Here is a 26545-nt window from a genome sequence, read left to right as displayed (position 1 = left end):
CACCGCGCCCGCTACCCTGGCCAGGCACGTAAAGCCGACAGCCGTCGCACTCCTGGGAGTACATCCATGGCCCCGCAGTCGTCCTCCACCCTCGCCAGCCAAGCCCGAGCCGACGCGCTGCGTCAGGCATTCGCCACCCGGGTGGTGGTGGCCGACGGCGCGATGGGCACCATGCTCCAGGCCCAGGACCCCTCGCTCGAGGACTTCCAGGACCTGGAAGGCTGCAACGAGATCCTGAACATCACCCGTCCGGACATCGTCCGGTCGGTCCACGAGGAGTACTTCGCCGCCGGTGTCGACTGCGTCGAGACCAACACCTTCGGCACCAACCTCGCGGCGCTCGGCGAGTACGACATCCCCGAGCGCATCTTCGAGCTCGCCGAAGCCGGCGCCCGGCTCGCCCGAGAGGTGGCGGACGGTTTCGCCACGCCCGACCGCCCGCGCTGGGTGCTCGGCTCCGTCGGCCCCGGCACCAAGCTGCCCACCCTCGGCCACGCCCCCTACGCCGCCCTGCGCGACGCGTACGAGGAGAACGTGGCGGGTCTGATCGCCGGTGGCGCGGACGCGATCCTGGTGGAGACCACCCAGGACCTGCTGCAGACCAAGGCCTCGGTCGTCGGTGCCCGCCGCGCCCTCAAGGCGGCCGGCCTCAGCCTGCCGCTCATCTGCTCCGTGACCGTCGAGACGACGGGCACGATGCTGCTGGGCTCCGAGATCGGTGCGGCGCTGACGGCGCTGGAGCCGCTCGGCATCGACATGATCGGCCTGAACTGCGCCACCGGCCCCGCCGAGATGAGCGAGCACCTGCGCTACCTGGCGCGCCACGCCCGCACCCAGGTCTCCTGCATGCCCAACGCGGGCCTGCCGGTGCTGGGCAAGGACGGTGCGCACTACCCGCTGTCACCGGAGGAGCTCGCTGACGCGCACGAGACCTTCGTGCGCGAGTACGGGCTGTCGCTGGTCGGCGGCTGCTGTGGCACCACGCCCGAGCACCTGCGGCAGGTCGTGGAGCGCGTCCGCGGCCTGGAGCTGACCCCGCGCAGCCCGCGCCCGGAGCCGGGCGCCGCCTCGCTCTACCAGACCGTCCCGTTCCGGCAGGACACCTCGTACCTCGCCATCGGCGAGCGGACGAACGCCAACGGGTCGAAGAAGTTCCGTGAGGCCATGCTCGAAGGCCGTTGGGACGACTGCGTCGAGATGGCCCGCGACCAGATCCGCGAAGGTGCGCACCTGCTGGATCTGTGCGTGGACTACGTCGGCCGCGACGGCGCCGCGGACATGGCCGAGGTCGCCGGCCGCTTCGCGACCGCCTCCACCCTCCCCATCGTGCTGGACTCCACCGAGGTCCCGGTGCTGCGCGCCGGACTGGAGAAGCTCGGCGGGCGCGCCGTCATCAACTCCGTCAACTACGAGGACGGCGACGGCCCCGAGTCCCGTTTCGCGCAGATCACGGCGCTGGCGGCGGAGCACGGTGCCGCGCTGATCGCGCTGACGATCGACGAGGAGGGGCAGGCGCGCACCCCGGAGCACAAGGTCGCCATCGCCGAGCGGCTGATCGAGGACCTGACCACCAACTGGGGCATCCTCGAATCGGACATCCTCGTCGACTGTCTGACCTTCACCATCGCCACCGGCCAGGAGGAGTCCCGCAAGGACGGCCTGGCCACCATCGCGGCGATCCGCGAGCTCAAGCGCCGCCACCCGCTGGTGCAGACGACGCTGGGCCTGTCGAACATCTCCTTCGGCCTCAACCCGGCCGCCCGCGTCGTGCTGAACTCGGTCTTCCTCAACGAGTGCGTGGAAGCCGGCCTCGACTCCGCGATCGTGCACGCCAGCAAGATCCTCCCGATCGCGCGGCTCACCGAGGAGCAGCGTGATGTGGCCCTGGACCTGATCTACGACCGGCGCAGCGAGGGTTACGACCCGCTGCAGAAGTACCTCGAACTCTTCGAGGGCGTCGACATGAAGTCCGTCAAGGCCAGCCGGGCCGAGGAGCTCGCCGCCCTGCCGCTCGACGAGCGGCTGCAGCGCCGGATCATCGACGGTGAGAAGAACGGCCTGGACCGGGACCTGGACGAGGCGCTCGAGACCCGCCCGGCCCTGGCGATCGTCAACGACACGCTGCTGGAGGGCATGAAGGTCGTCGGTGAGCTGTTCGGCTCCGGCCAGATGCAGCTGCCGTTCGTGCTCCAGTCCGCCGAGGTCATGAAGACCGCGGTCGCCTACCTCGAACCGCACATGGAGAAGTCCGACGCGGAGGGCAAGGGCACGATCGTGCTGGCCACCGTGCGCGGCGACGTCCATGACATCGGCAAGAACCTCGTCGACATCATCCTGTCCAACAACGGCTACAACGTCGTGAACCTCGGCATCAAGCAGCCGGTGGCGGCGATCCTGGACGCGGCGACCGAGCACAAGGCCGACGTGATCGGCATGTCGGGACTCCTGGTGAAGTCGACCGTGATCATGAAGGAGAACCTCCAGGAGCTCAACCAGCGCAAGATGGCCGCCGACTACCCCGTCATCCTCGGCGGCGCAGCCCTGACCCGCGCATACGTCGAGCAGGACCTGCACGAGATCTACGAGGGCGAAGTCCGCTACGCCCGCGACGCGTTCGAGGGCCTGCGCCTCATGGACGCGCTGATCGCCGTCAAGCGCGGCGTCCCCGGCGCCGTCCTGCCCGAGCTCAAGCAGCGCCGGGTGGCCAAGCGCGCCAGTGTCGTGGAGGAGGAGCCCGAGATCAACCTCGGGCAGATCCGCTCGGACGTGGCCGTGGACAACCCGATCCCGACGCCGCCGTTCTGGGGCAGCCGCGTCATCAAGGGCATCCCGCTCAAGGACTACGCGTCCTGGGTCGACGAGGGCGCGCTCTTCAAGGGCCAGTGGGGCCTGAAGGAGGCCCGCGCGGGCGGCGCGACGTACGAGGAGCTGGTGGAGACCGAGGGCAGGCCCCGGCTGCGCGGCCTGCTGGATCGGCTGCAGACCGACGGCCTGCTGGAAGCGGCCGTGGTCTACGGCTACTACCCGTGTGTGTCCAAGGGCGACGACCTGATCCTGCTCAACGACGACGGCAGCGAGCGCACCCGCTTCACCTTCCCGCGCCAGCGCCGCGGGCGCCGGCTCTGCCTGGCGGACTTCTTCCGCCCCGAGGACTCCGGCGAGATCGACGTCGTGGGTCTGCAGGTCGTGACGGTCGGCAACCGGATCGGGGAGGCGACGGCCGAGCTGTTCGCCGCCAACGCCTACCGTGAGTACATGGAGCTGCACGGACTGTCCGTCCAGCTCGCCGAGGCCATGGCCGAGTACTGGCACGCCCGGGTCCGCAGCGAGCTGGGCTTCGCCGGCGAGGACCCGAACGAGGTCGAGGACATGTTCGCCCTGAAGTACCGGGGCGCGCGCTTCTCGCTCGGCTACGGGGCCTGCCCCGACCTGGAGGACCGGGCGAAGATCGCCGAGCTGCTGGAGCCGGAGCGGATCGGCGTGAAGCTGTCCGAGGAGTTCCAGCTGCACCCGGAGCAGTCCACCGACGCGATCGTCATTCACCACCCGGAGGCGAAGTACTTCAACGCCCGTTAAGCGTTAGTCAGCCGCCCGAAGTACACTGGACGGTCCGGCACAGGCCGGTCGCGACTCTCCGATCAGGAGTGTGCCGCGACCGGCCTTTGTGCCCCCCTGGCCCAGCTGAGGAGTGGTGCGCATGACCAGTAGCATCCCCGCCGTCGACACCCGTCCGGCCCAGGGCCGCGGGCTGCAGGCCGTGCTCCTCGACATGGACGGCACCCTGGTCGACACCGAGGACATCTGGTGGGCCGCCGAGGTGGAGGTCTTCGCCACCCTGGGCCACGCCCTGGACGCCGAGCACCGCGGGATCGTGGTCGGCGGCCCCATGGCCCGCAGCCTGGGCCATCTGATCGCCGTCACTGGCACCGAGGTGACACTGCCGGAGCTGTCCGCCGCGATCAACGCGCGCTTCGTCCAGCTGATCGCCCGGGGCGTGCCGCTGATGCCCGGCGCCCGGCGGCTGCTGACGGAGCTGGCGGCCCACGAGGTGCCCACGGCACTGGTCTCCGCCTCGCACCGGCACATCATCGACTCAGTGCTGCGCTCGCTCGGCGCGGAGAACTTCGCGTTCACCCTCGCCGGGGACGAGATCGCCCGCACCAAGCCGTTCCCCGACCCGTATCTGCTCGCCGCCGCCCGGCTCGGCGCGGAGCCGGCCCGGTGCGTGGTCGTGGAGGACACGCCGACCGGTGTGGCCTCCGCCGAGGCGGCCGGCTGCCAGGTGGTCGCGGTGCCCTCGATCGTCCCGATCGAGGCGGCTCCCGGCCGCACCGTGGTGGGCTCCCTGGAGCAGCTGAGCGTGCCCTTTCTGCGCTCTCTGAATGCGACTGTTCACTGAGCGTATGCCGCTGAATAGCTTGGAAACTCTGGGCGCCCGGCTGCTCATTCCGCGTTACGAATGTGATGGCTGAATTCCGACCTGGACCAATTTTTGGGCACGTGATTTTTGTCACCCCCCAGTTGGTCGACAGGTACGGACGCGCATGATCCGTTTGCGTATTTGAGGGCAAGAAACGCGCCGTTGTGTCCGGGTTGCGACACAGAGGGGCGGATCGTTCCATCGTCCGCATATCGGTACTTGCAGTGCCGTTATCGGGATGTGATTTTGCCTCAACTTCTCCGTGTTCTGGCGCAGTAGAGCGTTCCCACTAGTGTCCTGACTGGTCAATGCCGAATCGAACGACCGGCATTTGAGCAAGGGGAATCACTAGATGTCACGTACTAAGCGTGTCGTCGCCGCAGCTGCCGTGGCCTTCCTGGCCGTCGGTGTGACCGCGTGCGGTGGCAACAAGGACAATTCGGCGTCCGGCAGCAAGGGCGCCGTGATCGTCGGGACCATCGACTCCGTGTCGTCACTCGACCCGGCAGGAGCGTACGACTACGGCTCCTGGGAGGTCATCGACAGCGTTTACCAGAAGGTGATGCGCTTTCCGACGGGCGGCACCAAGCCTGAGCCGGACGCCGCCAAGTCGTGTGCTTTCACCGACCCGAAGACCTACGCCTGCACCCTGCAGACCGGCCTTCAGTTCTCCAACGGTGACAAGCTGACCTCGGCCAGCGTCAAGTTCTCGTTCGACCGCATGCTGAAGATCGCGGACCCGAACGGGCCGTCCAGCCTCTTCGGCACCCTCGAGTCGACCGAGGCCAAGGGTGCGGACCAGGTGATCTTCCACCTGAAGAGCGCCGACTCCACCTTCCCGTCGGTCCTCGCCACCGACGCCGGTGCGATCGTCGACGAGAAGACCTTCCCGGCGGACAAGCTCCTCGCGGGCACCAAGGTGATCGGCTCCGGCCCGTACACCCTGGACAAGTACACCGCGAAGCAGCAGGCCTCCTTCAAGGTCAACGCGAAGTACAGCGGCCCGGTGAAGCCGAAGAACGACCAGTTCGTCCTGCAGTACTTCGCCGAGGCGTCCGGGCTGAAGGCGGCCGTCAAGAACGGCACCGTCAACGCGGCCTTCCGCACCCTGTCGCCCACCGACACCGCCGACCTGAAGAAGACCCAGGGCGTGCAGGTCGTCGAGGGCACGGGCACCGAGAAGCGCTACTTCGTCTTCCACGCGAAGGTGAAGCCGTCCGACCAGAAGGCGGTCCGTCAGGCCGTCGCGCAGGTCATCGACCGCGAGGGCATCGCGAAGGACGCCTACAACGGCACCGTCGCCCCGCTCTACTCGATGGTCGGCAACGGCATCGACGGTCACACCGAGGCGTTCAAGGACAAGTACGGCGCTCCGTCGAAGGAGAAGGCCGCCGCGATCCTGCAGGCCGCCGGCATCACCACCCCGGTGGCGCTGTCGTACACCTGGACGCCGAGCCACTACGGTGCCGCGGCTGCCGACGAGGCCACCGCCATCAAGCGTCAGCTGGACGCCTCCGGCCTGTTCAACGTCAAGTTGAGCTCGACCGAGTGGCAGCAGTACCAGAAGGACGAGAAGGCGGGCAGCTACGCCTCGTACATGATCGGCTGGTTCCCTGACCTGCCGGACGCCGACAACGACGTGTCGCCGTTCCTCAGCAAGTCGCCGTTCCTGGGCACGGGTTACGACAACCCGCAGATCCAGCAGCTGCTGGTCAAGGAGCAGGGCTCCGACGACCCCAAGGTGCGCAACGAGGCCTTCGCCGAGATCCAGAAGATCGTCGCCGAGGACGCCCCGATCATCCCGGTCTGGCAGGGCAAGCAGACCGCTGTCGTGCGTGACGGTGTGACCGGCGTGGACAAGGCGCTGGACCCGACGATGTTCCGCTTCTACGAACTCTCGACGGGCAAGTGACGGCCGGCCGGGCCCCGGGGGGGGGGGGGGCCCCCCCCCGCGCCCCCCCCCCCCCCGCCGCCCCCCCCCCCCCCCCCCCCCCCCCCCCCCCCCCCCCCGCCACTCCGGCTAAGAAAGACACCCCTCCATGAGCAAGCAGTCCGGGTCACTGCGCCGCTACATCCTCATCAGGATCGCGCTCGCCATACCCATGGTCCTCATCCTGCTGGTAATGGTCTTCGTCCTGATGCGGGTGGCCCCCGGTGATCCCATTTCGGCCTCCCAGGGCGGCAAGCTCAACGCGGCGGAACTCGCTGCGAGAAAGCACGCCGCGGGCTTCGACGCCCCGCTGTACCAGCAGTTCTGGGACTACCTGAAGTCCGTCGTCACCCTGAACTTCGGCACCACGTTCTCCGACCGTCGCAGCGTGCGCGACATCATCATCGAGAACGGCGGCGCCACGCTCACCCTGACCTTCGGGGCCCTGGTCTTCGCGACCGTCATCGGCATCCCGGTGGGCCTGCTCGCGGGCCGGCTGCGCGACAGCGCGGTCGACGTGGGCGGCCGGCTCTTCGGCATCCTCAGCTACGCGGTGCCGGTCACCGTCGCCGGGCCGATGCTGATGCTCGCCTTCGGCGCCACCTCCGGACAGGCCTCGCCCCTGGTGCAGTTGAACGTGCCGACCCAGACCCACATCCTCATCGTGGACGCCATGATCGCGGGTGACTGGGACGCGGTGAGCGACATCGCCACCCACCTGGTCCTGCCCTCGATCGCGCTCGGCCTGATCATCGTCGGTGTCTTCATCCGCATGATCCGCATCAACCTCATCCAGTCGCTGCAGGGCGACTACATCGAGGCGGCCCGCGCCCGCGGCGTGAAGGAGGGCGCCGTCGTCGGACGGCACGCCTTCCGCAACGCCATGGTCCCGGTGATCACGGTCCTCGGCCTCCAGGTCGCGATGCTGCTCAGCGGTGCGGTCCTCACCGAGAAGATCTTCAGCTGGCCCGGTATCGGCCGCCAGCTCATCGACTACATCACCCAGCGCGACTACGTCGCCGTCCAGGGCATCGTCACCGTCTTCGCCCTCGTCGTCGTCGCGATCAGCATGCTGATCGACTTCGTCAACGCGCTGATCGACCCGAGGGTGCGGTACTGATGGCCCAGACAACTCTCCCCGTTCCGCTCGACCCGGAGATCACCCCCCAGGCTCCGGGCACCGGAAAGTCCATCCGCTTCGGCGGTCTGCGACGCATCGTGATCGCCGTCCGGCAGGCCCACGGCGTGCCCAAGTTCATGCTGTGGACCGGTGCGGCCCTCACCGCGATCTTCGTGCTCACCGCGGTTTTCGCCCCGCTGATCGCCCCGTACAACTTCGACACGTACCAGTCGGGCGGCAAGAACTTCCCGAAGCAGGGCGCGCCGGACGGCGACCACTGGTTCGGTACCACCGTGCAGAGCCTGGACGTCGTCTCACGGACCGTCTACGGCGCCCGCACCGCGCTGGAGGTGATGGTCCTCGCCGTCGTCTTCTCGCTCGTCCTGGGCGTCCTCCTGGGCCTTCTGTCGGGGTACTTCGGTGGCTGGCTCGACCGCATCCTGGTGCTGGTGATGGACGCGCTCTTCGCGTTCCCGTACCTGCTGCTCGCCATCGTGACGGGCTTCGTCTTCTCCGGCATCACCGGCGGAGGCGTGGTGACCGCCGCGCTGTCGATCACCGTGGTCTACATCCCGCAGTACTTCCGGGTGGTCCGCGCCTCGGCGCTCTCCGCCCGTGAGGCCACCTTCGTGGAGGCGGCCCGCGCGATGGGCGCCAAGCCGTCCGTGGTGATCCGCAAGTACCTGTTCGGCAACGTCATCCAGTCGGTGCCCGTCATCGGCACGATGAACGCCGCCGATGCCATCGGCACGCTGGCCGGCCTGGGCTTCCTGGGCCTCGGCATCCAGCCCACCGACGCCGCCGAGTGGGGCTACGACCTCGACCGCGCGATCGACGACATCAACGCCGGCATGTGGTGGACCACCGTCTACCCGGGCGCCGCCATGGTGATCGCCATCCTCGGCTTCACGCTGCTCGGCGAGGGCCTCAACGACGTGCTGAACCCGACCATGCGCCGTCGCCGTATCACCAAGGTGCTGCTGCCCGCGTTCAGCCGCCGCCGCACCGTCACCGCAGCAACTGCAGAAGAAGGGGAGGCCGCGAAATGACCGAACCTGTCCTTTCCGTACGCGACCTGCGCGTCTGGTACGGCACCGAGCGCGGACCGGTCCGCGCCGTCGACGGCGTCAGCTTCGACGTCCGCCCCGGCGAGACGCTCGGCCTGGTCGGCGAGTCCGGCTGCGGCAAGTCCACCCTCGGCCGCGGCGTGCTGGGCCTGGCGCCCACCGTCGCCTCCGTCGACGGTGAAGTGATCCTGAACAGCAAGGGGGGCAGGGGCCGCAATCTGGTCGGCCTGTCGCCCAAGGAGCTGCAGAAGCTCCGCGGCCCGGACCTCGGGCTGATCTTCCAGGAGCCGATGACCCGGCTCAACCCGCTGATGCGGATCTCCCAGCACTTCGAGGAGGCCCTGCACACGCACCACAAGGAGCTCTCGAAGAAGGAGCTGCGCGAGCGCGCCGTCGAGGCGCTGCGCGGCATGGGCATCCCGGCCAGCCGGTACGAGAGCTACCCCCACGAGTTCTCGGGCGGTATGCGCCAGCGCATCATGATCGCGCTCGCCCTGGTGCTGCGCCCGGCGTTCATCGTCGCGGACGAGCCCACCACGGCTCTCGATGTCCTCGTCGAGGCACAGATCATTAAAATCCTGGCCGATCTGCGCAAGAACTTCGACACATCCCTTGTGCTGATCACCCACAATCTCGGTATCGTCGCCGAAGCGTGCGACCGGGTCGCGGTGATGTACGCGGGCCACATCGTCGAACAGGGCGATGCCCGCGAAGTGTTCGCGAACCCCCAGCACCCGTACACCAAGGAGCTGCTCCGCTCCACGATCTCGCTCTCCACCACCGGACTGCACTTCATCCCGGGAAGCCCCCCGGACCTGGTGCACCCCCCGGAGGGCTGCCGGTTCAGCCCGCGCTGCCCGGTGGCGATGCAGGGATGCGCCAAGGTGGAGCCGCCCGAGGTGGTACTGCCGTCCGGCGTGCACAGCGTCTGCTGGCAGCAGGCGATCGAGGTCGATCCCTCGATGGCCGACGAGTTGGGAACGGGTGGGCGCGAGCCGCTCGCCGCCGTGAAGGAGATCAGCGTTGCTGACGAAGCCTGAGACAGAAGCGAGCGGTGTCGTAGCGCTCGACGACCGCGAGACACTCGTCGAGCTCGAGGACCTCGAGGTCCACTTCGGCATGCGGGGCAACGTCTTCGGCCGGCTGACGGGCAAGGCCGCCGGTGCGGTCAAGGCCGTCGACGGCGTGAACCTGAAGCTCCGCAAGGGCGAGGTGCTCGGCCTGGTCGGTGAGTCGGGCTCGGGCAAGACCACCCTCGGCCGGACCCTGCTGGGCATGAACCGGGCCACCGGCGGCGCCATCCGCTACCGCGGTGAGGACATCACCGAGTTCGGCGAGCGCAAGATGCGGCCGCTGCGCCGCAAGCTGCAGATGGTCTTCCAGGACCCGCACGCCTCGCTCAACCCGGCGATGGACATCCGCACCGCCGTCGGCCACCCGCTGCGCATCCACAACCTGGTGAGCAGCGACGCGGAGTACGACGCCAAGGTCACCGACGCCCTGGAGCGGGTCGGTCTGACCCCTCCCGAGCGGTACCTGACGAAGTTCCCCGGCGACCTGTCCGGCGGCCAGAAGCAGCGGGCCGTGCTGGCCCGCGCGATCATCGCCGAGCCGGAGCTCCTCGTCGCCGACGAGCCGATCTCCATGCTCGACATGAGCGTCCGCGCCAAGATCCTGCAGCTGATGCTGGACCTCAAGCGGGACCTGGACCTGACGTACGTCTACGTGACGCACGATCTGGCCAGCGCGAAGTTCTTCTGCGACACCATCGCGATCATGTACCTCGGCCGGATCGTCGAGTACGGGCCCACCGCGGAGGTCTTCGCCGACCCCAAGCACCCGTACACCAAGGCGCTGCTGGCGGCGATCCCCGAGCCCGACCCGACCCTCGCGGTCGAGCGCGAACTTCTGCGCGGCGAGATTCCTGACGCGGCCAAGCCGCCGCTCGGCTGCTCCTTCCACCCCCGCTGCCCGGTCGCCCTGGCCGGCTGCGGCTGGGAGGCCCGCGACCTGCGTGGCCTGCTGGAACGCCGCTGGATGGAACTGCCGGTGGCCGAGGTGACCAAGGAAAGGGCGCTCTTCGGCGATCTTGAAGGGCTCTCCGAACCCGGTGTCACTTCTGCCGCTGTCACCCCCGGCCGGGGGCACAGCGCGGAAGATGTGCTGGAATACCTCCGCCGACTCCGTGAGGAGGCCTCGGCGGCCGAGCCGCGCGAGCCCTTCTGGCGGGGCGTGATCACAATGCACGCCGAAGGCGGCCGGGCCGTGGTGGAGTTCTCGCCAGCACAGGACCCGCGGCTCAACCTGCTGTCGGAAACGGATGTCCAAGTGGCCTGCCACCTGTACCCCGGATCCGGCGGATAACCGCATCATCACCTACACGGTGGCGGGCGGCGCAGGCGTAGCGTCGCCCGCCCGGGAACGGCAAGGATCGACTGAGCACTGAAAGACCAAAGGGAGAACGACGAGGATGAACCGTAAGCTACTGGTGCTGCCGATGCTTCTCGGCGTCGTCGCACCCGCCCTCGCCGCTTGCGGCAGCTCGGGCAGTGGCGGTGACACCAGCGGTAAACCCATCGTCGTCGGGACCACGGACAGCATCAAGCTGACCAAGGAGAACCCGTCCCCCTTGGATCCGGCGACGTCGTACGACAGCGCCACGTGGAACGTCTTCTACAACACCTTCCAGATGCTGCTGCGCTACCCGCGCAGCGGCACCAACCCGGAACCCGACGCCGCGGAGAGATGCGGCTTCAGCGACCTGGTCGGGCAGGTGTACCAGTGCACCCTCCGCAAGGGGCTCAGTTTCTCCAACGGTCACGCGCTGACGGCCGAGGACGTCAAGTTCTCGGTCGACCGCATGTTGAAGATCAACAGTGACAACGGCCCGGCCTCGCTGATATCCGGCGTCGCCACCGTGCAGGCGCCCGACGACAGGACGGTGGTCTTCCACCTCAAGGCGCCGGACAGCACCTTCCCGCTCAAGCTGGCGACGCCCGCCGCCGCGATCCTCGACAGCCAGGTCTATCCCGCGGACAAGCCGTACGACGGCTTCAATATCGTCGGTTCCGGTCCTTACACGCTGGACGAGTTCAAGCAGGACGACAAGGCCGTCTTCTCCAGGAACGCGAACTACCAGGGCACGCTGAAGCTGAACAACAGCAAGGTGGAGCTGCGGATGTTCACGTCCGCGGACGCGATGGAGTCCGAGCTCGAGAAGGGCACCGTCGACGTCGCCACCCGCACCATGCGACCCGACCAGATCAACCGGCTGCTCAAGGCCGGCGACACCCAGAACGTCAAGCTCACCGAGGCGGCCGGCACCGAGGCCCGCTATCTGTTCTTCGACACCACGGACCCCGCGGTACGGCCCAAGGCCGTCCGCCAGGCCATCGCCCAGATCGTCGATCGCCAGGCGCTGACCCGTGATGTCTTCCAGCGGACCGCGGAACCGCTCTACTCGCCCGTCCCGGTGGGCATCACCGGCCACGCCAACTCGTTCTTCAAGACCTACGGCGACCCGAACACGGTCAAGGCCAAGGCGCTGCTGCACGCGGCCGGGATCGACGACAAGGTGAAGTTCGACTACTGGTACCGCAAGGACCTCGCCGGCTCCAGCAACAAGGAGGAGGCCGAGGCGATCAAGAAGCAGCTCGACGCGAGCGGCCTCTTCGACGTCACGCTCAAGAGCGAGGAGTGGAACGTCTTCCTCACCGAGGTGAAGAAGCACAAGTACGCGGCCTACGCTCTGAGCTGGCTGCCCGACTTCCCGGACCCGGACAACTACATCGCTCCGTTCTTCGACAAGGGCAACTTCCTGAAGCTGCCCTACCAGAGCGATGTCATCCAGCGCCAGGTGATCCCGCAGACCCGCCAGCAGTCCCAGCGCAGCGCCACCATCAATGACTTCGAGACCGCTCAGAAGATCATCGCCCAGGACGTACCGATGCTGCCGCTGTGGCAGGGCAAGCAGTACATCGCTGCCCGCAGTGACATCACCGGTGTGGAATGGGCGCTCAACTCTTCCACCACCACCCAGTTCTGGGAACTCGGTCGGGGTGTAACGGGTTGATCAGCACATACAAGGGAGAACGTCGAGGATGAATCGCAAGCTGCTCGCGCTGCCGATAGTCGTGGGTCTGATGACGCCCGTACTCGCCGGTTGTGGATCCGGCAGTGGCAGCGGGGACGACGGCAAGGCGATCGTCTTCGGCACCACGGACGAGTTCCACATGACGCCGCAGGCGCCGGCGCCGCTCGACCCGGTCACGGGCTACGACATCCAGTCCTGGAACGTCTTCTACAACACGTACCAGACACTGCTGCGCTACCCGCGCAGCGGTACGGACCCGGAGCCCGAGGCCGCCAAGGAATGCCACTTCACCGACGGGCTCGGCGAGCAGTACCGCTGCACGCTGCGTGACGGTCTGGAGTTCTCCAACGGGCATGCGCTCACGTCCAAGGACGTGAAGTTCTCCATCGACCGCATGCTCACGATCAAGGACGAGAACGGCCCGTACAGCCTTCTGACCAACGTCGACAAGGTCGAGACGCCGGACGACGCCACGGTCGTCTTCCACCTCAAGGACCCCGACGCCACCTTCCCGTACAAGCTGGCCACGCCCGCCGCGGCCATCGTGGACAGCGAGGTGTACGACGCGAAGAAGCAGCACCCGGGCTTCGACATCGTGGGCTCCGGGCCGTACCAGCTGGAGTCCTTCAAGGAGGGCGACTCGGCCGTCTTCACGAAGAACCCGCACTACAAGGGCACGATCAAGCTGAACAACAGCAAGATCGAGCTCAAGTTCTTCAAGAGCTCCACGGACATGGAGAAGGCCCTCAAGGCCGGCGACATCGACGTGATGAACCGGACGATGACGCCCGAGCAGCTCAACCGGCTCAACATCAGCACCGACAGCAACGTCAAGCTGACCGAGGCGCCCGGCACCGAGATCCGCTACCTGGTCTTCAACACGGCCGACCCGGTCGTGAAGCAGAAGGCGGTCCGCGAGGCCTTCGCCCAGGTCGTGGACCGGCAGGCCATCACGCGCGACGTCTACCTGCGCACCGCCGAGCCGCTCTACTCGATGGTCCCGGCGGGCATCACCGGCCACGCCAACTCGTTCTACAACTCCTACGGCGTCCCGAGCGCGCAGAAGGCCCGCAAGACGCTGAAGGACGCCAACATCACCTCGCCGGTCGAGCTGACGCTCTCGTACACGACCGAGCACTACGGCGAGGCGACCAAAGCGGAGTTCGAGCTGCTCAAGAAGCAGCTCGAGGCCAGCGGGCTGTTCAAGATCAAACTGCAGCCGGTGGCCGACTGGCACGCGTACACCGACGGTGGGCGCAAGCACCAGTACCAGGTGTACGGGATGGGCTGGTTCCCCGACTTCCCGGACCCGGACAACTACGTCGCGCCGTTCCTCGCCAAGGACAACTTCCTGGCGCTGGCGTACGCGAACCCCCTCATCCAGAACCAGCTGATCGACTCCACCCGGCAGAAGACCCAGCGCAGCGCCACCATCGGCGACTTCACCCAGGTGCAGAACATCATCGCCGGCGATGTGCCGATGCTGCCGCTGTGGCAGGGCAAGCAGTACCTCGCCGCCCGCAGCGACATCACGGGCACCGAGTGGACGCTCAACGCCTCCTCCACGACCCAGTACTGGGAGCTGGGCCGAGGTGTGACCGGCTGATCAGGACACTGGTGCGGGCCCGGACGACACTGTCGTCCGGGCCCGTTCCGCTGTGCCGGGGCAGCGGGGGTTGACCTTGTCCCTGGGGCAGACCACAGCATCGGGGCAGCCGGGCACGTCGCCCGGCAGGAGGAGGCGACCACGGTGCTGCTGACGATCGGGGAGTTCGGACACGCGTCCGGCCTGTCGCCGAAGGCGCTGCGCCTGTACGACGAACTCGGACTGCTGCCACCGGCCCGCGTCGACCCGCTGACCGGCTACCGGTTCTACGATCCGGCCCAGCTGGAACGGGCCGGGCTGGTGGCCTGGCTCCGGCGGCTCGGCATGCCGCTGGCGCGGATACGGGTGGTGTGCGACCTGGCACCTGGCGCGGCCGCCGAAGCCGTCGCCGCGTTCTGGGAACAGGTCGAGTCCGACACCGACGCCCGGCGGGACCTCGCGACCTTCCTCGTCGACCACCTGGCACGGAAGGACACCGACATGAACCGGACCGGAGCACCACTGGCGATCCGCTACGCAGCGCTCACCGACACCGGCCTGATCCGCGAGAGCAACCAGGACGCCGCCTACGCCGGCGCGCGGCTGCTCGCCGTCGCCGACGGATTCGGAGCCGGCGGAGCGCCCGCGAGCGCGGCCGCCATCGACGCGCTCAAGCGCTTCGACACCGCCGAGGCGGCCCGCACGGGCGCCACGGGCCCCGGCGTCCCCGCCGGCGGTCTCCTCAACGCCCTCGAGAACGCCGTACAACAGGCCAACCTGGCCGTGCGGGGCCTGGCCGACACCGATCCGTCGCTTCAGGGGCTGGGAACGACCCTGACGGCCATGCTGTGGACCGGATCGCAGCTGGCGCTCGTCCACATCGGCGACTCGCGCGCCTATCTGCTGCGCGGCGGCGAACTCTTCCAGATCACCCACGACCACACCCTCGTCCAGTCCATGGTCGACGACGGCCGCATCAGCCCCGGAGAGGCGGCCTCGCACCCCCAGCGGACGCTGCTGCTGCGGGCCCTCGACGGCGGCGACGCGTCCGCCGCCGACCTGCGCCTGCACGACGCCCTCCCCGGCGACCGCTACCTGCTGTGCTCCGACGGCCTGACCGCCGTGGTGCCGGGACCGGACATCCACCAGGTGCTCCGCGCGGTCACCGACCCCGAGCAGGCCGTCCGCGAGCTGATAGCGCTGGCCAACGCGGGCGGCGGGCCCGACAACGTCAGCTGCGCCGTCGCCGACGTCGTCGAGCCGGCCGGAGAACCGGGCTGCTAGGGCCTCTCCGGCTGGAACACCCAACCGGCGATGAGTTCTGCCCCGCCGGGAGGTCTGTCGTAGAAGAACCCCACGACAGGAGGCCGACGTTGAGTGCAGCCGACGAGGTGCCGGAGCGCGACGAACGGCAGCCGGAGCAGGGCCCGGACGTGCTCGTCTGGGCCCTGGCCGGCCCTCTCACCCGCGCCGGCATCCCCGAGCTGTGCGCGCGCCTGCGGGCCCGGCTGCACGGCGCGGAGCCGGGCTGGGTGACCTGCGACGTGGCCGCGCTCACCGAACCGGACGTGGCCACCGTCGAGGCCCTGGCCCGGCTGCAGCTCACCGCCCGGCGGCTCGGTTGCCGGATACGGCTGCGGAACGCCGGCGGGCGGCTGCGCGACCTGCTGGCCCTGGCGGGGCTGCGGGACGTCCTCCCCCTGGAGCCGGGGCCGGGGCTACGGCTCCAGCCGCGGGGGCAGGCCGAAGAGCGGAAACAGGTGCGCGGTGTCGAGGAAGGAGTTGATCCCGGTGATCCGGTCGCCTGAGATCTCGATGACCTGCAGCGCCCACGGCTCGTGGCCGCCGTCGGCGGCGGGCCGGTACTGACCGAACGCCGGTGAGCCGTTCGCCGTGACGGGCAGCAGCCGCGATCCGGCGCAGCCGATCCCGGTCCCGAGCATCCAGCCGCGGATGTCCGCGGGACCGCGGAACCACAGCTCGTACGGCGGCATCGACAGCGTGGCGTCCTCGCGCAGCAGCGAGGTGAGCGAGTCCAGGTCGTAGCGCTCGAAGGCGTCCACATAGCGGGCCAGCAGCGCCCGCTGCGTCTCGTCCATCGGCCGGGCCGGGTCACTGGCGGTGACATCGCTGGCGGCGAGCGCGGAACGGGCCCGCTGCAGCGCGCTGTTGACCGACGCCACCGTCGTGTCGAGCAGCTCGGCGACCTCGCTCGCCTTCCAGGCCAGCACCTCCCGCAGGATCAGCACCGCACGCTGCCGGGGCGCCAGGTGCTGCAGCGCGGCGACGAACGCCAGCCGCACCGAATCGCGCTGGGCGGCCACCTCGGCCGGATCGCCGCCGGAGGGCAGCATCCGGCCGTCGGGCATCGGCTCGATCCACGTCGCCTCCGGCAGGGCCGGGGTCAACGGGGACGAGGACGAGACGGGGGAGGCGAGATCCATCGGGCGGGCCCGGCGCTCGCGCGCCTTCAGCATGTCCAGACAGACGTTGGTGGCGATGCGGTACAGCCACGACCGCAGCGACGCCCGGCCCTCGAACCGGTCGAAGCTGCGCCACGCCCGGACCAGCGTCTCCTGGACGGCGTCCTCCGACTCGAACGCCGATCCCAGCATCCGGTAGCAGTACCCCGTCAGCTCCACCCGGTGCCGCTCCAGCTGCAGCTCCGAGGCCACGCCGTCCATTGCCGCGAGATCACTCATCGAGAGCCCCTTGTCGACCGTCGGCCGTCAGCTCCAGCCGTCCCGGTCATCCTAGGCGGGGGGTATGACAGAGCGCCCGGGATCGGTCGGACCCTGCCGGGTTCTGTCCTAACCGGACAAGTCTCGCGCCAGCAGGTCCATCATGAGGCCGTCGTGCCATGTTCCGTCGGGACCGCGCTCGTAGTCGCGCATGATGCCGACCGGGTGGAATCCCACCTTGGCGTAGCAGCGGATCGCGGCGGTGTTGTCGGCCGCGGGATCGATGACCAGCCGGTGGTGGCCGTGGTCGGTGATCAGATGGCGGGCGAGGGTGCGGACGGCATCGGTGCCGAGCCCGCGGCCGTGGCAGGCGGGGTCGAGATAGATGTCGATGTTCGCGTGCCGGTAGTCGGGCTCCTCCTCGGCGGCCCACTGGATCGCGCCGACCACCCGGCCCTCGTACTCGATGACGAACATCTCGGTGCCGGGCTCGGCCAGGTCCTCGGCGATGGACGCGGCCATGCCGTCCCGCTCACCGCGCCACCGCTCGAACACCTCCGGGGTCGAGCGGATCGCGGCGAGCGCGGGAATGTCGTCGGCCCCGGCCGGACGCAGCGTGACCGAGGTCCCGTGGAGAGTGGTCTGCATGGCGGGCACGTTACCGGCCGCGACTCAGCCGGCTCCGGGCCGCACCAGCCCGCTCTCGTACGCGTACACCGCCGCCTGGACGCGGTCGCGCAGGCCCAGCTTGGTCAGCACATGCCCGACATGCGTCTTCACGGTCGTTTCGCTGACGAAGAGCTCCGCGGCGATCTCCGCGTTCGACAGGCCGCGGGCGACCAGCTTCAGCACCTCGACCTCGCGCTCGGTGAGGGTGTGCAGCGGCTGCGGCACGGACTCCTCGCCGGACGGCAGCCGCCCCGCGTACTTGTCCAGCAGCCGGCGGGTGATGCTGGGCGCGAGCATGGCCTCGCCCGCCGCGACCACCCGGATCGCCTGCACCAGCTCGGCGGCCGGCGCGTCCTTGAGCAGGAAGCCGCTGGCACCGGCGCGCAGCGCCTCGACCACGTACTCGTCCAGGTCGAAGGTGGTGAGCACCAGGACCTTGGCCGGCCCGTCCCGCCCGGGGCCGGTGATCTGGCGGGTCGCCTCGACCCCGTCCATCCGCGGCATCCGGATGTCCATCAGCACCACATCGGGCTGCAGCGCCCGCACCTGGTCCAGCGCCTGCTGGCCGTCCCCGGCCTCACCGATCACGGCAAGGTCCGGCTCGGCCTCCAGAATCATGCGGAAGCCGGTACGCAGCAGCGGCTGGTCGTCCACCAGTAGGACGCGAATCGCCACAAGATCTCCCTCGTCGTTGCCGGACCCGCCCCATTCTTGCCTAGATCACGTCGTCCCCGGACGGCGCGGGGCCCGGGAGCGGCAGCGGATAGGGCGGGGGAGTGCCCCCGAACTCCGGACAGACCGCCTGGTGGTCGCACCAGCCGCACAGCTTGGTCCGGCGCGGCAGCCACTCGCCGGTCGCGGTGGCCTCGCGGATCGCCTCCCACAGCGCAAGCAGCTTGCGCTCCACGCTCCGCAGGTCCGACTCGGACGGGTCGTACATGATCACATCGCCGCTGCCGAGGTAGACCAGCTGCAGCCGGCGCGGAACCACCCCGCGCAGCCGCCACAGCACCAGCGCGTAGAACTTCATCTGGAAGAGCGCCTCGCCGGCGTACTCCGGGCGGGGCGCCTTGCCGGTCTTGTAGTCGACCACCCGCAGATCGCCGGACGGCGCCACATCGAGCCGGTCGACGTACCCGCGCAGCGTCAGCCCCGAGTCCAGCACCGTCTCCACGTACAGCTCCCGCTCGGCGGGCTCCAGCCGTGTCGGGTCCTCCAGCGTGAACCAGCGGTCGACGAGCTGCTCGGCGCTCTCCAGCCACCGGGTGAGCGCGGGTGCGTCCGCCACCTCGAAGAGCTGGGCCAGCTCGGGCCGGGCGGCCAGCAGCTTCTCCCACTCGCCCGGAACCATCGACCGGGCGCGGTCCGCCGTACGCTCGACAGCGGGGGAGTCGAAGAGCCGTTCGAGCACCGCGTGCACCACGGTGCCCCGCGTGGCGGCCTCGCTCGGCTTCTCCGGCAACTTGTCGATCACCCGCAGCCGGTAGAGCAGGGGACACCGCATGAAGTCCGAGGCCCGCGACGGGGAGAGCGACGACGGTGGCCGGGGAGGGATGTCTGAGGTGCTGGTGCCCATGGCAGACGACCCTACGGCCTCCCACCGACAGCCGGTGTCGGCCGCGGACCACCGGGCAATACCATCGATGGCAGAGCCCCTCGCATTGCATGATCCACTTGGCCGGTGCGAGGGTTCACACATGAACGAGGGGAACCAGTGAGCGAGAGCGGGCAGCCGCCGTCCCGGGGCACGCAGGCCCAGCCGGGGAACGGTCAGAACAAGAGCCCGCGCGAAGCCGGCGGCGGCATCCTCATGGGCCGCATCTTCGGCGTACCCGTCTATGTCGCCCCCAGCTGGTTCCTGGTCGCCGCCCTCATCACCTGGGTCTTCGGCGGCCAGCTCGACAAGGTCCTGCCGGAACTCGGCAACGTCCGCTACCTCGTCTCGCTCTTCTTCGCCGTCGCCTTCTACGCCTCGGTGCTCATCCACGAGCTCGCGCACACCGTCGCCGCTCTGCGCTTCGACCTGCCCGTGCGCCGGATCCAGCTGCAGTTCTTCGGCGGTGTCTCGGAGATCGAGAAGGAGTCCGAGACCCCCGGCCGGGAGTTCGTCCTCGCCTTCGTCGGACCGCTGCTCTCCCTCGTGCTGGCCGGCGTCTTCTACGGCGGCATGAAGGTCGTGGAGCCCGGCACGGTGCCCGGCGTGCTCCTCGCCGGCCTCATGATCAGCAACCTGATCGTCGCCGTGTTCAACCTGCTTCCCGGCCTCCCGCTGGACGGCGGCCGGATGCTCCGGGCCGTCGTGTGGAAGATCACCGGCAAGCCCATGAGCGGCACGGTCGCCGCCGCCTGGACCGGCCGCGCGCTGGCCATCGCGGTCCTCGGCCTGCCCCTGCTCACCTACAACAACACCGCCGACAGCAGCGGCTTCGACTCCCTCACCGACGCCCTGCTCGCCGCGATCCTCGCCGCCATCATCTGGACCGGCGCCGGAAACAGCCTGCGCATGGCCCGGCTGCGCGAACGCCTCCCCGACCTGCGCGCCCGCACCCTGACCCGGCGTGCCGTGCCGGTCAGCTCCGACACCCCGCTGTCCGAGGCCCTGCGCCGCGCCAACGAGGCCGGCGCCCGCGCCCTGGTCGTCGTCGACGGCCAGGGAGACCCGACCGCGGTCGTCCGCGAGGCCGCCATCGTCGGAGTCCCCGAACACCGCCGCCCCTGGGTCGCGGTCAGCGGCCTGGCCCAGGACCTCAAGCCGGGCATGAGGGTCTCGACGGAGCTGGCGGGCGAGGACCTGCTCGACACCCTGCGGGCGACGCCGTCGACGGAGTACCTCGTGGTCGAGCCGACGGGCGAGATCTACGGAGTGCTCTCCACGGCGGACGTGGAGCGAGCCTTCATCGCCGCGATGGCAAGGCCACAGGTCTGAACGTCAGCCCCGAGGTCTGAACGCCAACACCAGAACCCGAGGCGAACCGAGCCCCATAAAGAGCAGCTAGGCTGTTCACATGTCCGAACCGACCGGTGCCGCCCGCCGTCGCGGCCCATTCCAAGTCGGGGACCAGGTCCAGCTCACCGACCCCAAGGGACGCCACTACACGTTCACGCTCGAAGCCGGAAAGCAGTTCCATACCCACAAGGGTGCTTTCCAGCATGACGAGTTGATCGGTGCTCCTGAAGGAAGTGTTGTCCGTACCACGGGGAACGTCGCCTACCTGGCGCTGCGCCCCCTGCTCCCCGACTATGTCCTGTCCATGCCACGCGGTGCCGCAGTGGTCTACCCCAAGGACGCGGGGCAGATCCTGTCGATGGCCGACATCTTCCCCGGCGCCCGTGTCGTCGAAGCCGGAGTCGGATCAGGCTCGCTCAGCAGCTTCCTGCTGCGCGCCGTCGGCGACCAGGGCATGCTGCACTCCTACGAGCGCCGCGCCGACTTCGCGGAGATCGCCACCCAGAACGTCCAGCGCTACTTCGGCGGGGAACACCCCGCCTGGCAGCTGACCGTCGGCGACCTCCAGGACAATCTGTCCGACACCGATGTCGACCGCGTCATCCTGGACATGCTCGCCCCCTGGGAATGCCTCGACGCCGTCTCCAAGGCGCTCGTCCCCGGCGGCATCCTGTGCTGCTACGTCGCCACCACCACGCAGATGGCCCGCACCGTCGAGGCCATCCGTGAGCACGGCACCTTCAACGAGCCCGCGGCCTGGGAGACCATGGTCCGGAACTGGCACGTCGAGGGTCTCGCGGTCCGTCCCGACCACCGCATGATCGGGCACACCGGCTTCCTGCTCACCGCCCGCCGGCTCGCCGACGGCGTGGAGCCGCCGATGCGCCGCCGCCGCCCCTCCAAGGGCTCGTACGGCGAGGACTACACCGGCCCCGGCAGCGAAAGCGGCGGTAAGCACGCCACCGCCGACGCACCCGCGGCCGTGGAGACGCCTGCAGTCGAGACGCCTGCAGTCGAGGCGCCCGCAGTCGAGGCGCCGGCCGCCCCCGAGGCAGCCGCTGAGTAGTACCGGGCCACGCCCGGTCGCGAACCGAGAACGTCGACAGGCGCCGGTGCCGGATCCCCCGCAAGGGATCCGGCACCGGCGCCTCTCGCGTTTCCCATATCCCGGTTCTCCCGGCCGCCCCTGCTGTTCCACCGGAGTGTGACGTGTGGCACCATGCTGGCCACCCCCCGATCGAACTCCCCAGGAGCCAGGCGAGTGCAGCCCTCCGCAGGACCGGCCCTTCCGCATACCCGAGCCCGCTCGGTGCACTGGATTTCCACCGCCGCGCTGCTCGGCGCGGTCATCGGCGCCGGGGCCCTGGTCCAGCCCGCCGATGCCTCCTCGCACGCCCCTGAAGCCACCACGCAGGCCGCACCCGACCCGAAGTCGGCCACGTACCCGCTCGACTGTGCGGGAGCCGCGGTGGACGTCGTCAGCCGCGTCTCGGGGGATCTGGACCAGGACGGCAGGCCCGAGACCGTCGCCGTCGTGCGCTGCCGGACCGAGGCGGGCACCCCGCCCAGCGGTGTCTACGTGCTGACGGCGGGCGCGGCGCCGGGCAGCGCGCCGCGCATCGTGGCGACCCTGGTCGATCCGGCGGAGCAGCGCAGCATCACCGGGTTCGGAATCCAGGGCCGCATCATCAGAGCGACGGTCCTCGGGTACTCCAGCGACACCACGCCGCGCTGCTGCCCGGACCAGAAGCGCGCGTACACCTGGCAGTGGCGGGCCGGCCGGTACTACGCCACACCGGGCGCGCTCGCGAACAGCATCTGAACCGTCACCCGCCGCTGTCGTCCGTCACCGGCCGCTCGCGGGCCGTCACCCGGCGTCGGGACCGAACACCTCGACCCGGTCGGCGACGCGGCGCACATGGATGCAGTCGCCGGGGCACTCCTTGGCCGAATCCACCACATCGGTCAGCATGGTCAGCGGAACCGGTGCCGTGGCGCCGGGCGCCTGCCGCAGCTCGTCGTCGTGGCCCTTGACGTACGCCAGGCCGTCGATGTCGAGCTCGAACACCTCCGGCGCGTACTGCACACAGATCCCGTCGCCGGTGCACAAGTCCTGGTCGATCCAGACTTCCAGCTCTTCCGCGCCGGCCTCGGACACGTCACTCACGGGGTACCTCGCCTGCCGTTCATGGATCGGCCCGCACACGGACCGCAACAGTCCCTGACGGGTGTTGACCGAACCGACGATACAACCGGCCGCTTTCCGATGTTGATCCGTGGGTATCCCCCTGGCGTGAGGACGTACGCAAGGGTGAAGATCGGACACACCCCGACCGTCTTTGTGATCTAGGGGTTTCAACCCCCACCGGCCCAGGTAGGGTCTGGAAACGTCCAGCTCCCCTTGGAGGAGGTGAGGACCGTGGCGGCCCACGACGACGACATCACCCGTGGCGGCCGACCCGCTCGTGGTTCAGAAGACACCGCGAGCCAGGTCGCCTTTCTTGAGCAGGAAATCGCCGTCCTGCGACGTAAGCTCGCCGACTCTCCGCGTCACACGAGAATTCTCGAAGAGCGGATCGTCGAGCTGCAGACCAACCTGGCAGGCGTGTCCGCTCAGAACGAGCGGTTCGCGAACACTCTCCGCGAGGCCCGCGACCAGATCGTGGCCCTCAAGGAAGAAGTGGACAGGCTCGCGCAGCCTCCTGCCGGTTTCGGCGTCTTTCTGCAGGCGAACGAGGACGGAACGGCGGACATCTTCACCGGCGGCCGAAAGCTGCGGGTGAACGTCAGCCCCTCCGTCGAACTTGAAGACCTCCGGCGAGGTCAGGAACTCATGCTCAATGAGGCGCTCAACGTGGTCGAGGCCATGAAGTACGAGCGCGTCGGCGACATCGTCACCCTCAAGGAGATCCTCGAGGACGGCGAACGAGCCCTGGTCGTCGGACACACCGACGAGGAGAGGGTGGTGTGGCTCGCCGAGCCACTCCTGGACGGCGCTCTCCGCGTAGGCGACGCACTTCTGCTGGAGCCCCGCTCCGGCTACGTGTACGAGAGGGTCCCCAAGAGCGAGGTCGAAGACCTCGTACTCGAAGAGGTCCCTGACATCGACTACAAGCAGATCGGCGGCCTCGCCGGTCAGATCGAGCAGATCCGGGACGCGGTCGAACTCCCGTACCTGCACGCCGACCTGTTCAAGGAGTACGAGCTGCGCCCACCCAAGGGCGTACTGCTCTACGGCCCCCCCGGCTGCGGAAAGACCCTCATCGCCAAGGCAGTGGCCAACTCCCTTGCCAAGAAGGTCGCCGAAGTCACGGGACAGCCGCAGGGGAAGAGCTACTTCCTGAACATCAAGGGTCCCGAACTCCTCAACAAGTACGTCGGTGAGACCGAGCGTCAGATCCGCCTGGTCTTCCAGCGAGCCCGGGAGAAGGCGAGCGAGGGCACCCCTGTCATCGTCTTCTTCGACGAGATGGAATCCCTCTTCCGCACCCGCGGATCCGGTGTCAGCTCGGACGTGGAGAACACCATCGTCCCCCAGCTGCTCGCCGAGATCGACGGCGTGGAAGGGCTGGAGAACGTCATCGTCATCGGTGCCTCCAACCGCGAGGACATGATCGACCCGGCGATCCTGCGGCCCGGCCGTCTGGACGTCAAGATCAAGATCGAGCGGCCGGACGCCGAGGCGGCCAAGGACATCTTCTCGAAGTACCTCGTTCCCACACTCCCGCTCAACAGCGAGGACCTGTCGGAACACGGCGGATCGAAGGCCGGCACCGTCGAGGCCATGATCCAGGCCGTCGTCGAGCGGATGTACACCGAAACGGAGGAGAACCGCTTCCTGGAGGTCACGTACGCCAACGGCGACAAGGAGGTCCTGTACTTCAAGGACTTCAACTCCGGAGCGATGATCCAGAACATCGTGGACCGAGCCAAGAAGATGGCGATCAAGGCCTTCCTCGACCACAACCAGCGCGGTCTTCGCGTCGCCCACCTGCTCGCCGCCTGTGTCGACGAGTTCAAGGAGAACGAGGACCTGCCCAACACCACCAACCCGGACGACTGGGCCCGCATCTCCGGCAAGAAGGGCGAACGGATCGTGTTCATCCGCACGCTCGTCACCGGAAAACAGGGCGCGGACACCGGCCGCTCGATCGACACCGTGGCCAACACCGGGCAGTACCTGTAAAGCAATCCTCCGGCTGCGGGCGCCCGACCGGGTACCCGCAGCCGGAGTGTTTGTCCACAGGTAGGCCAGGACCGGAGTAATGAGTGAAATGATCTCCCCACCGCCGCAATCGCGTTCTAGGCTCTTCCGTACCGCGCCATGCAGTGCGGCTCAGGGAACAGCAGTCGCGCTCGGGCCATATGCGCAGCGGTACTTGAGCGTCAGCCCCAGCACGGGGCGGCGCCGGGCAAGGAGGGCCGCATGACCGTACGGCGAGTAATGGGTATCGAGACGGAGTACGGCATCTCCGTTCCCGGACACCCGAACGCCAATGCCATGCTCACCTCGTCCCAGATCGTCAACGCCTACGCGGCGGCGATGCACCGGGCGCGCCGCGCCCGCTGGGACTTCGAGGAAGAGAATCCGCTACGGGACGCCCGGGGCTTCGACCTCGCCCGTGACACGGCGGACTCGAGCCAGCTCACCGACGAGGACATCGGCCTGGCCAACGTCATCCTCACCAACGGCGCACGGCTCTACGTCGACCACGCCCACCCCGAGTACTCCTCACCCGAGGTCACCAACCCGCTCGACGCCGTCCTGTGGGACAAGGCGGGCGAGCGCATCATGGCCGAGGCCGCCGAGCGGGCCGCGCAGCTCCCGGGCGCCCAGCCGATCCACCTGTACAAGAACAACACCGACAACAAGGGCGCGTCCTACGGCACCCACGAGAACTATCTGATGAAGCGGGAGACCCCCTTCTCGGACATCGTGCGCCATCTGACGCCGTTCTTCGTCTCGCGCCAGGTCGTCACCGGCGCCGGCCGCGTCGGCATCGGCCAGGACGGCCACGACCACGGCTTCCAGCTGAGCCAGCGCGCCGACTACTTCGAGGTCGAGGTCGGCCTGGAGACCACCCTCAAACGCCCCATCATCAACACCCGTGACGAGCCGCACGCGGACGCGGAGAAGTACCGGCGCCTGCACGTCATCATCGGGGACGCCAACCTCTCCGAGATCTCGACCTACCTCAAGCTCGGCACCACCGCGCTCGTGCTGTCGATGATCGAGGACGGCTTCATCAAGGTGGACCTGGCCGTGGACCAGCCGGTGCGCACCCTGCACCAGGTCAGCCACGACTCCACACTGCAACATCTCATCACACTCCGTAGCGGCCGGACGCTCACCGCCGTGCAGCTCCAGATGGAGTACTTCGACCTGTCCCGCAAATACGTCGAGGAGCGCTTCGGCGCCGACGCGGACGACCAGACGAAGGATGTCCTCAGCCGCTGGGAGGACGTCCTGAACCGGCTGGAGAACGACCCGATGAGCCTGTCGGGCGAGCTGGACTGGGTCGCCAAGAAGGAGGTCCTGGAGGGCTACCGGCGCCGTGACGGCCTCGAATGGGACGCGGCGCGCCTGCACCTCGTCGACCTTCAGTACGCCGACGTACGGCCCGACAAGGGCCTCTACAACCGCCTGGTGGCCCGCGGCCGCATGAAACGGCTCCTGGACGAGCCCGCGGTCGTGCGGGCCGAGACCAAGCCTCCTGAGGACACCCGCGCCTATTTCCGCGGCCGCTGCCTGGAGCAGTACGCCGACGACGTCGCCGCCGCATCCTGGGACTCGGTCATCTTCGATCTGCCGGGCCGAGACTCCCTGCAGCGGGTTCCGACCCTGGAACCGCTGCGCGGCACCCGCAACCACGTCAAGGAGCTCCTGGACCGCTGTCGTACGGCGGAAGACTTGGTCCGCATCCTTTCCGGCGGCTGAAATGGCCCAGAACCGGGAATCAAGCAAGTGAGCGGAAACAGGGCCGATGTCGGACCCGGCTTGTAGGGTCTGATCAAGTAGGAAACGCAACCGAG

General features: G+C 68.7%; 21 protein-coding genes. 16 read left to right on the top strand and 5 right to left on the bottom strand.

Annotated elements, in window-relative coordinates; translation table 11 throughout:
• Window positions 1-66: 66 nt before the first annotated feature.
• The 11 genes from metH (at window position 67) to AC07DC_RS19040 (ending at window position 16023) form a co-directional block, all read left to right on the top strand.
• Window positions 67-3576, top strand: coding sequence for a methionine synthase (metH, locus tag AC07DC_RS19090; RefSeq protein WP_478915571.1), 3510 nt, complete (start codon window positions 67-69; stop codon window positions 3574-3576).
• 121 nt (window positions 3577-3697) lie between these two features.
• Entirely contained in the window at window positions 3698-4399 is a 702-nt protein-coding gene (locus AC07DC_RS19085) for an HAD family hydrolase (protein ID WP_478915570.1), read from the top strand.
• A 373-nt stretch (window positions 4400-4772) separates the two neighbouring features.
• On the top strand, window positions 4773-6332 hold the full coding sequence (locus tag AC07DC_RS19080; protein WP_478915569.1) for an ABC transporter substrate-binding protein: 1560 nt from the start codon (window positions 4773-4775) through the stop codon (window positions 6330-6332).
• A gap of 127 nt (window positions 6333-6459) precedes the next feature.
• Entirely contained in the window at window positions 6460-7470 is a 1011-nt protein-coding gene (locus AC07DC_RS19075; protein ID WP_478915568.1) for an ABC transporter permease, read from the top strand.
• On the top strand, window positions 7470-8519 hold the full coding sequence (locus AC07DC_RS19070; protein WP_478915567.1) for an ABC transporter permease: 1050 nt from the start codon (window positions 7470-7472) through the stop codon (window positions 8517-8519). Before AC07DC_RS19075 ends, AC07DC_RS19070 begins: the two co-directional genes overlap by 1 nt.
• Complete coding sequence (locus AC07DC_RS19065; protein ID WP_478915566.1) at window positions 8516-9577, top strand: ABC transporter ATP-binding protein; 1062 nt, start codon at window positions 8516-8518, stop codon at window positions 9575-9577. The genes AC07DC_RS19070 and AC07DC_RS19065 overlap by 4 nt, the downstream gene beginning before the upstream one ends.
• Window positions 9561-10901 (top strand): oligopeptide/dipeptide ABC transporter ATP-binding protein, encoded by a 1341-nt coding sequence (locus AC07DC_RS19060; protein WP_478915565.1) that lies wholly within the window; start codon window positions 9561-9563, stop codon window positions 10899-10901. The genes AC07DC_RS19065 and AC07DC_RS19060 overlap by 17 nt, the downstream gene beginning before the upstream one ends.
• Window positions 10902-11007: 106 nt before the next feature.
• Window positions 11008-12609: an ABC transporter substrate-binding protein gene (locus AC07DC_RS19055; RefSeq protein WP_478915564.1), complete on the top strand. Its 1602-nt coding sequence runs from the start codon at window positions 11008-11010 to the stop codon at window positions 12607-12609.
• A gap of 28 nt (window positions 12610-12637) precedes the next feature.
• Window positions 12638-14236: an ABC transporter substrate-binding protein gene (locus AC07DC_RS19050; RefSeq protein ID WP_478915563.1), complete on the top strand. Its 1599-nt coding sequence runs from the start codon at window positions 12638-12640 to the stop codon at window positions 14234-14236.
• A 144-nt stretch (window positions 14237-14380) separates the two neighbouring features.
• Window positions 14381-15499 (top strand): MerR family transcriptional regulator, encoded by a 1119-nt coding sequence (locus AC07DC_RS19045; RefSeq protein ID WP_478915562.1) that lies wholly within the window; start codon window positions 14381-14383, stop codon window positions 15497-15499.
• A gap of 89 nt (window positions 15500-15588) precedes the next feature.
• A complete protein-coding gene (locus AC07DC_RS19040; protein WP_478915561.1) occupies window positions 15589-16023 on the top strand; it encodes an STAS domain-containing protein in 435 nt (144 codons plus the stop codon).
• On the opposite strand, the gene AC07DC_RS19035 is transcribed toward AC07DC_RS19040, so the two are convergent.
• The 4 genes from AC07DC_RS19035 to AC07DC_RS19020 form a co-directional block, all read right to left on the bottom strand.
• Complete coding sequence (locus tag AC07DC_RS19035; protein WP_478915560.1) at window positions 15934-16917, bottom strand: sigma-70 family RNA polymerase sigma factor; 984 nt, start codon at window positions 16915-16917, stop codon at window positions 15934-15936. The genes AC07DC_RS19040 and AC07DC_RS19035 overlap by 90 nt on opposite strands.
• Before the next feature lie 108 nt (window positions 16918-17025).
• Window positions 17026-17544 (bottom strand): GNAT family N-acetyltransferase, encoded by a 519-nt coding sequence (locus AC07DC_RS19030; protein ID WP_478915559.1) that lies wholly within the window; start codon window positions 17542-17544, stop codon window positions 17026-17028.
• A 24-nt stretch (window positions 17545-17568) separates the two neighbouring features.
• On the bottom strand, window positions 17569-18240 hold the full coding sequence (locus tag AC07DC_RS19025) for a response regulator (RefSeq protein WP_138354806.1): 672 nt from the start codon (window positions 18238-18240) through the stop codon (window positions 17569-17571).
• Window positions 18241-18280: 40 nt separating this feature from the next.
• Window positions 18281-19141 (bottom strand): RecB family exonuclease, encoded by an 861-nt coding sequence (locus tag AC07DC_RS19020; RefSeq protein ID WP_478915558.1) that lies wholly within the window; start codon window positions 19139-19141, stop codon window positions 18281-18283.
• 138 nt (window positions 19142-19279) lie between these two features.
• On the opposite strand from AC07DC_RS19020, the gene AC07DC_RS19015 reads away from it, so the two are divergent.
• From AC07DC_RS19015 to AC07DC_RS19005, 3 genes are all read left to right on the top strand, one after another.
• Entirely contained in the window at window positions 19280-20491 is a 1212-nt protein-coding gene (locus AC07DC_RS19015; RefSeq protein ID WP_478915557.1) for a site-2 protease family protein, read from the top strand.
• A 79-nt stretch (window positions 20492-20570) separates the two neighbouring features.
• Window positions 20571-21578, top strand: coding sequence for a tRNA (adenine-N1)-methyltransferase (locus tag AC07DC_RS19010; RefSeq protein ID WP_478915556.1), 1008 nt, complete (start codon window positions 20571-20573; stop codon window positions 21576-21578).
• 195 nt (window positions 21579-21773) lie between these two features.
• The gene (locus AC07DC_RS19005; RefSeq protein ID WP_478915555.1) at window positions 21774-22334 is read left to right on the top strand and encodes a hypothetical protein; all 561 of its coding nucleotides are present in this window, start codon (window positions 21774-21776) and stop codon (window positions 22332-22334) included.
• A 45-nt stretch (window positions 22335-22379) separates the two neighbouring features.
• On the opposite strand, the gene AC07DC_RS19000 is transcribed toward AC07DC_RS19005, so the two are convergent.
• Window positions 22380-22679: a ferredoxin gene (locus tag AC07DC_RS19000; protein WP_399648114.1), complete on the bottom strand. Its 300-nt coding sequence runs from the start codon at window positions 22677-22679 to the stop codon at window positions 22380-22382.
• Between the two features lie 252 nt (window positions 22680-22931).
• Between AC07DC_RS19000 and arc the strand changes: the two genes are divergently transcribed.
• Window positions 22932-24698 carry a proteasome ATPase gene (arc, locus tag AC07DC_RS18995; RefSeq protein ID WP_399648112.1) on the top strand — a complete coding sequence of 589 codons (1767 nt, stop codon included), beginning with the start codon at window positions 22932-22934 and terminating at the stop codon, window positions 24696-24698.
• Between the two features lie 240 nt (window positions 24699-24938).
• Window positions 24939-26450 (top strand): depupylase/deamidase Dop, encoded by a 1512-nt coding sequence (dop, locus tag AC07DC_RS18990; RefSeq protein ID WP_478915554.1) that lies wholly within the window; start codon window positions 24939-24941, stop codon window positions 26448-26450.
• Window positions 26451-26545 lie beyond the last annotated feature (95 nt).

This window comes from Streptomyces sp. NPDC045021 (assembly GCF_056432645.1).
Note: the sequence above shows the minus strand (reverse complement) of the source record. Positions and strands in the feature narration are given on the sequence as shown.

Bases quoted from the DNA above. Each gene is read 5' to 3' on its own strand.
- AC07DC_RS19080 (WP_478915569.1), top strand. From the start codon at position 4,773: ATGTCACGTACTAAGCGTGTCGTCGCCGCAGCTGCCGTGGCCTTCCTG.
- AC07DC_RS19070 (WP_478915567.1), top strand. From the start codon at position 7,470: ATGGCCCAGACAACTCTCCCCGTTCCGCTCGACCCGGAGATCACCCCC.
- AC07DC_RS19010 (WP_478915556.1), top strand. From the start codon at position 20,571: ATGTCCGAACCGACCGGTGCCGCCCGCCGTCGCGGCCCATTCCAAGTC.
- AC07DC_RS19020 (WP_478915558.1), bottom strand. From the start codon at position 19,141: ATGGGCACCAGCACCTCAGACATCCCTCCCCGGCCACCGTCGTCGCTC.
- metH (WP_478915571.1), top strand. From the start codon at position 67: ATGGCCCCGCAGTCGTCCTCCACCCTCGCCAGCCAAGCCCGAGCCGAC.
- dop (WP_478915554.1), top strand. From the start codon at position 24,939: ATGACCGTACGGCGAGTAATGGGTATCGAGACGGAGTACGGCATCTCC.
- AC07DC_RS19055 (WP_478915564.1), top strand. From the start codon at position 11,008: ATGAACCGTAAGCTACTGGTGCTGCCGATGCTTCTCGGCGTCGTCGCA.
- AC07DC_RS19050 (WP_478915563.1), top strand. From the start codon at position 12,638: ATGAATCGCAAGCTGCTCGCGCTGCCGATAGTCGTGGGTCTGATGACG.
- AC07DC_RS19030 (WP_478915559.1), bottom strand. From the start codon at position 17,544: ATGCAGACCACTCTCCACGGGACCTCGGTCACGCTGCGTCCGGCCGGG.
- AC07DC_RS19075 (WP_478915568.1), top strand. From the start codon at position 6,460: ATGAGCAAGCAGTCCGGGTCACTGCGCCGCTACATCCTCATCAGGATC.
- AC07DC_RS19085 (WP_478915570.1), top strand. From the start codon at position 3,698: ATGACCAGTAGCATCCCCGCCGTCGACACCCGTCCGGCCCAGGGCCGC.
- AC07DC_RS19035 (WP_478915560.1), bottom strand. From the start codon at position 16,917: ATGAGTGATCTCGCGGCAATGGACGGCGTGGCCTCGGAGCTGCAGCTG.
- AC07DC_RS19065 (WP_478915566.1), top strand. From the start codon at position 8,516: ATGACCGAACCTGTCCTTTCCGTACGCGACCTGCGCGTCTGGTACGGC.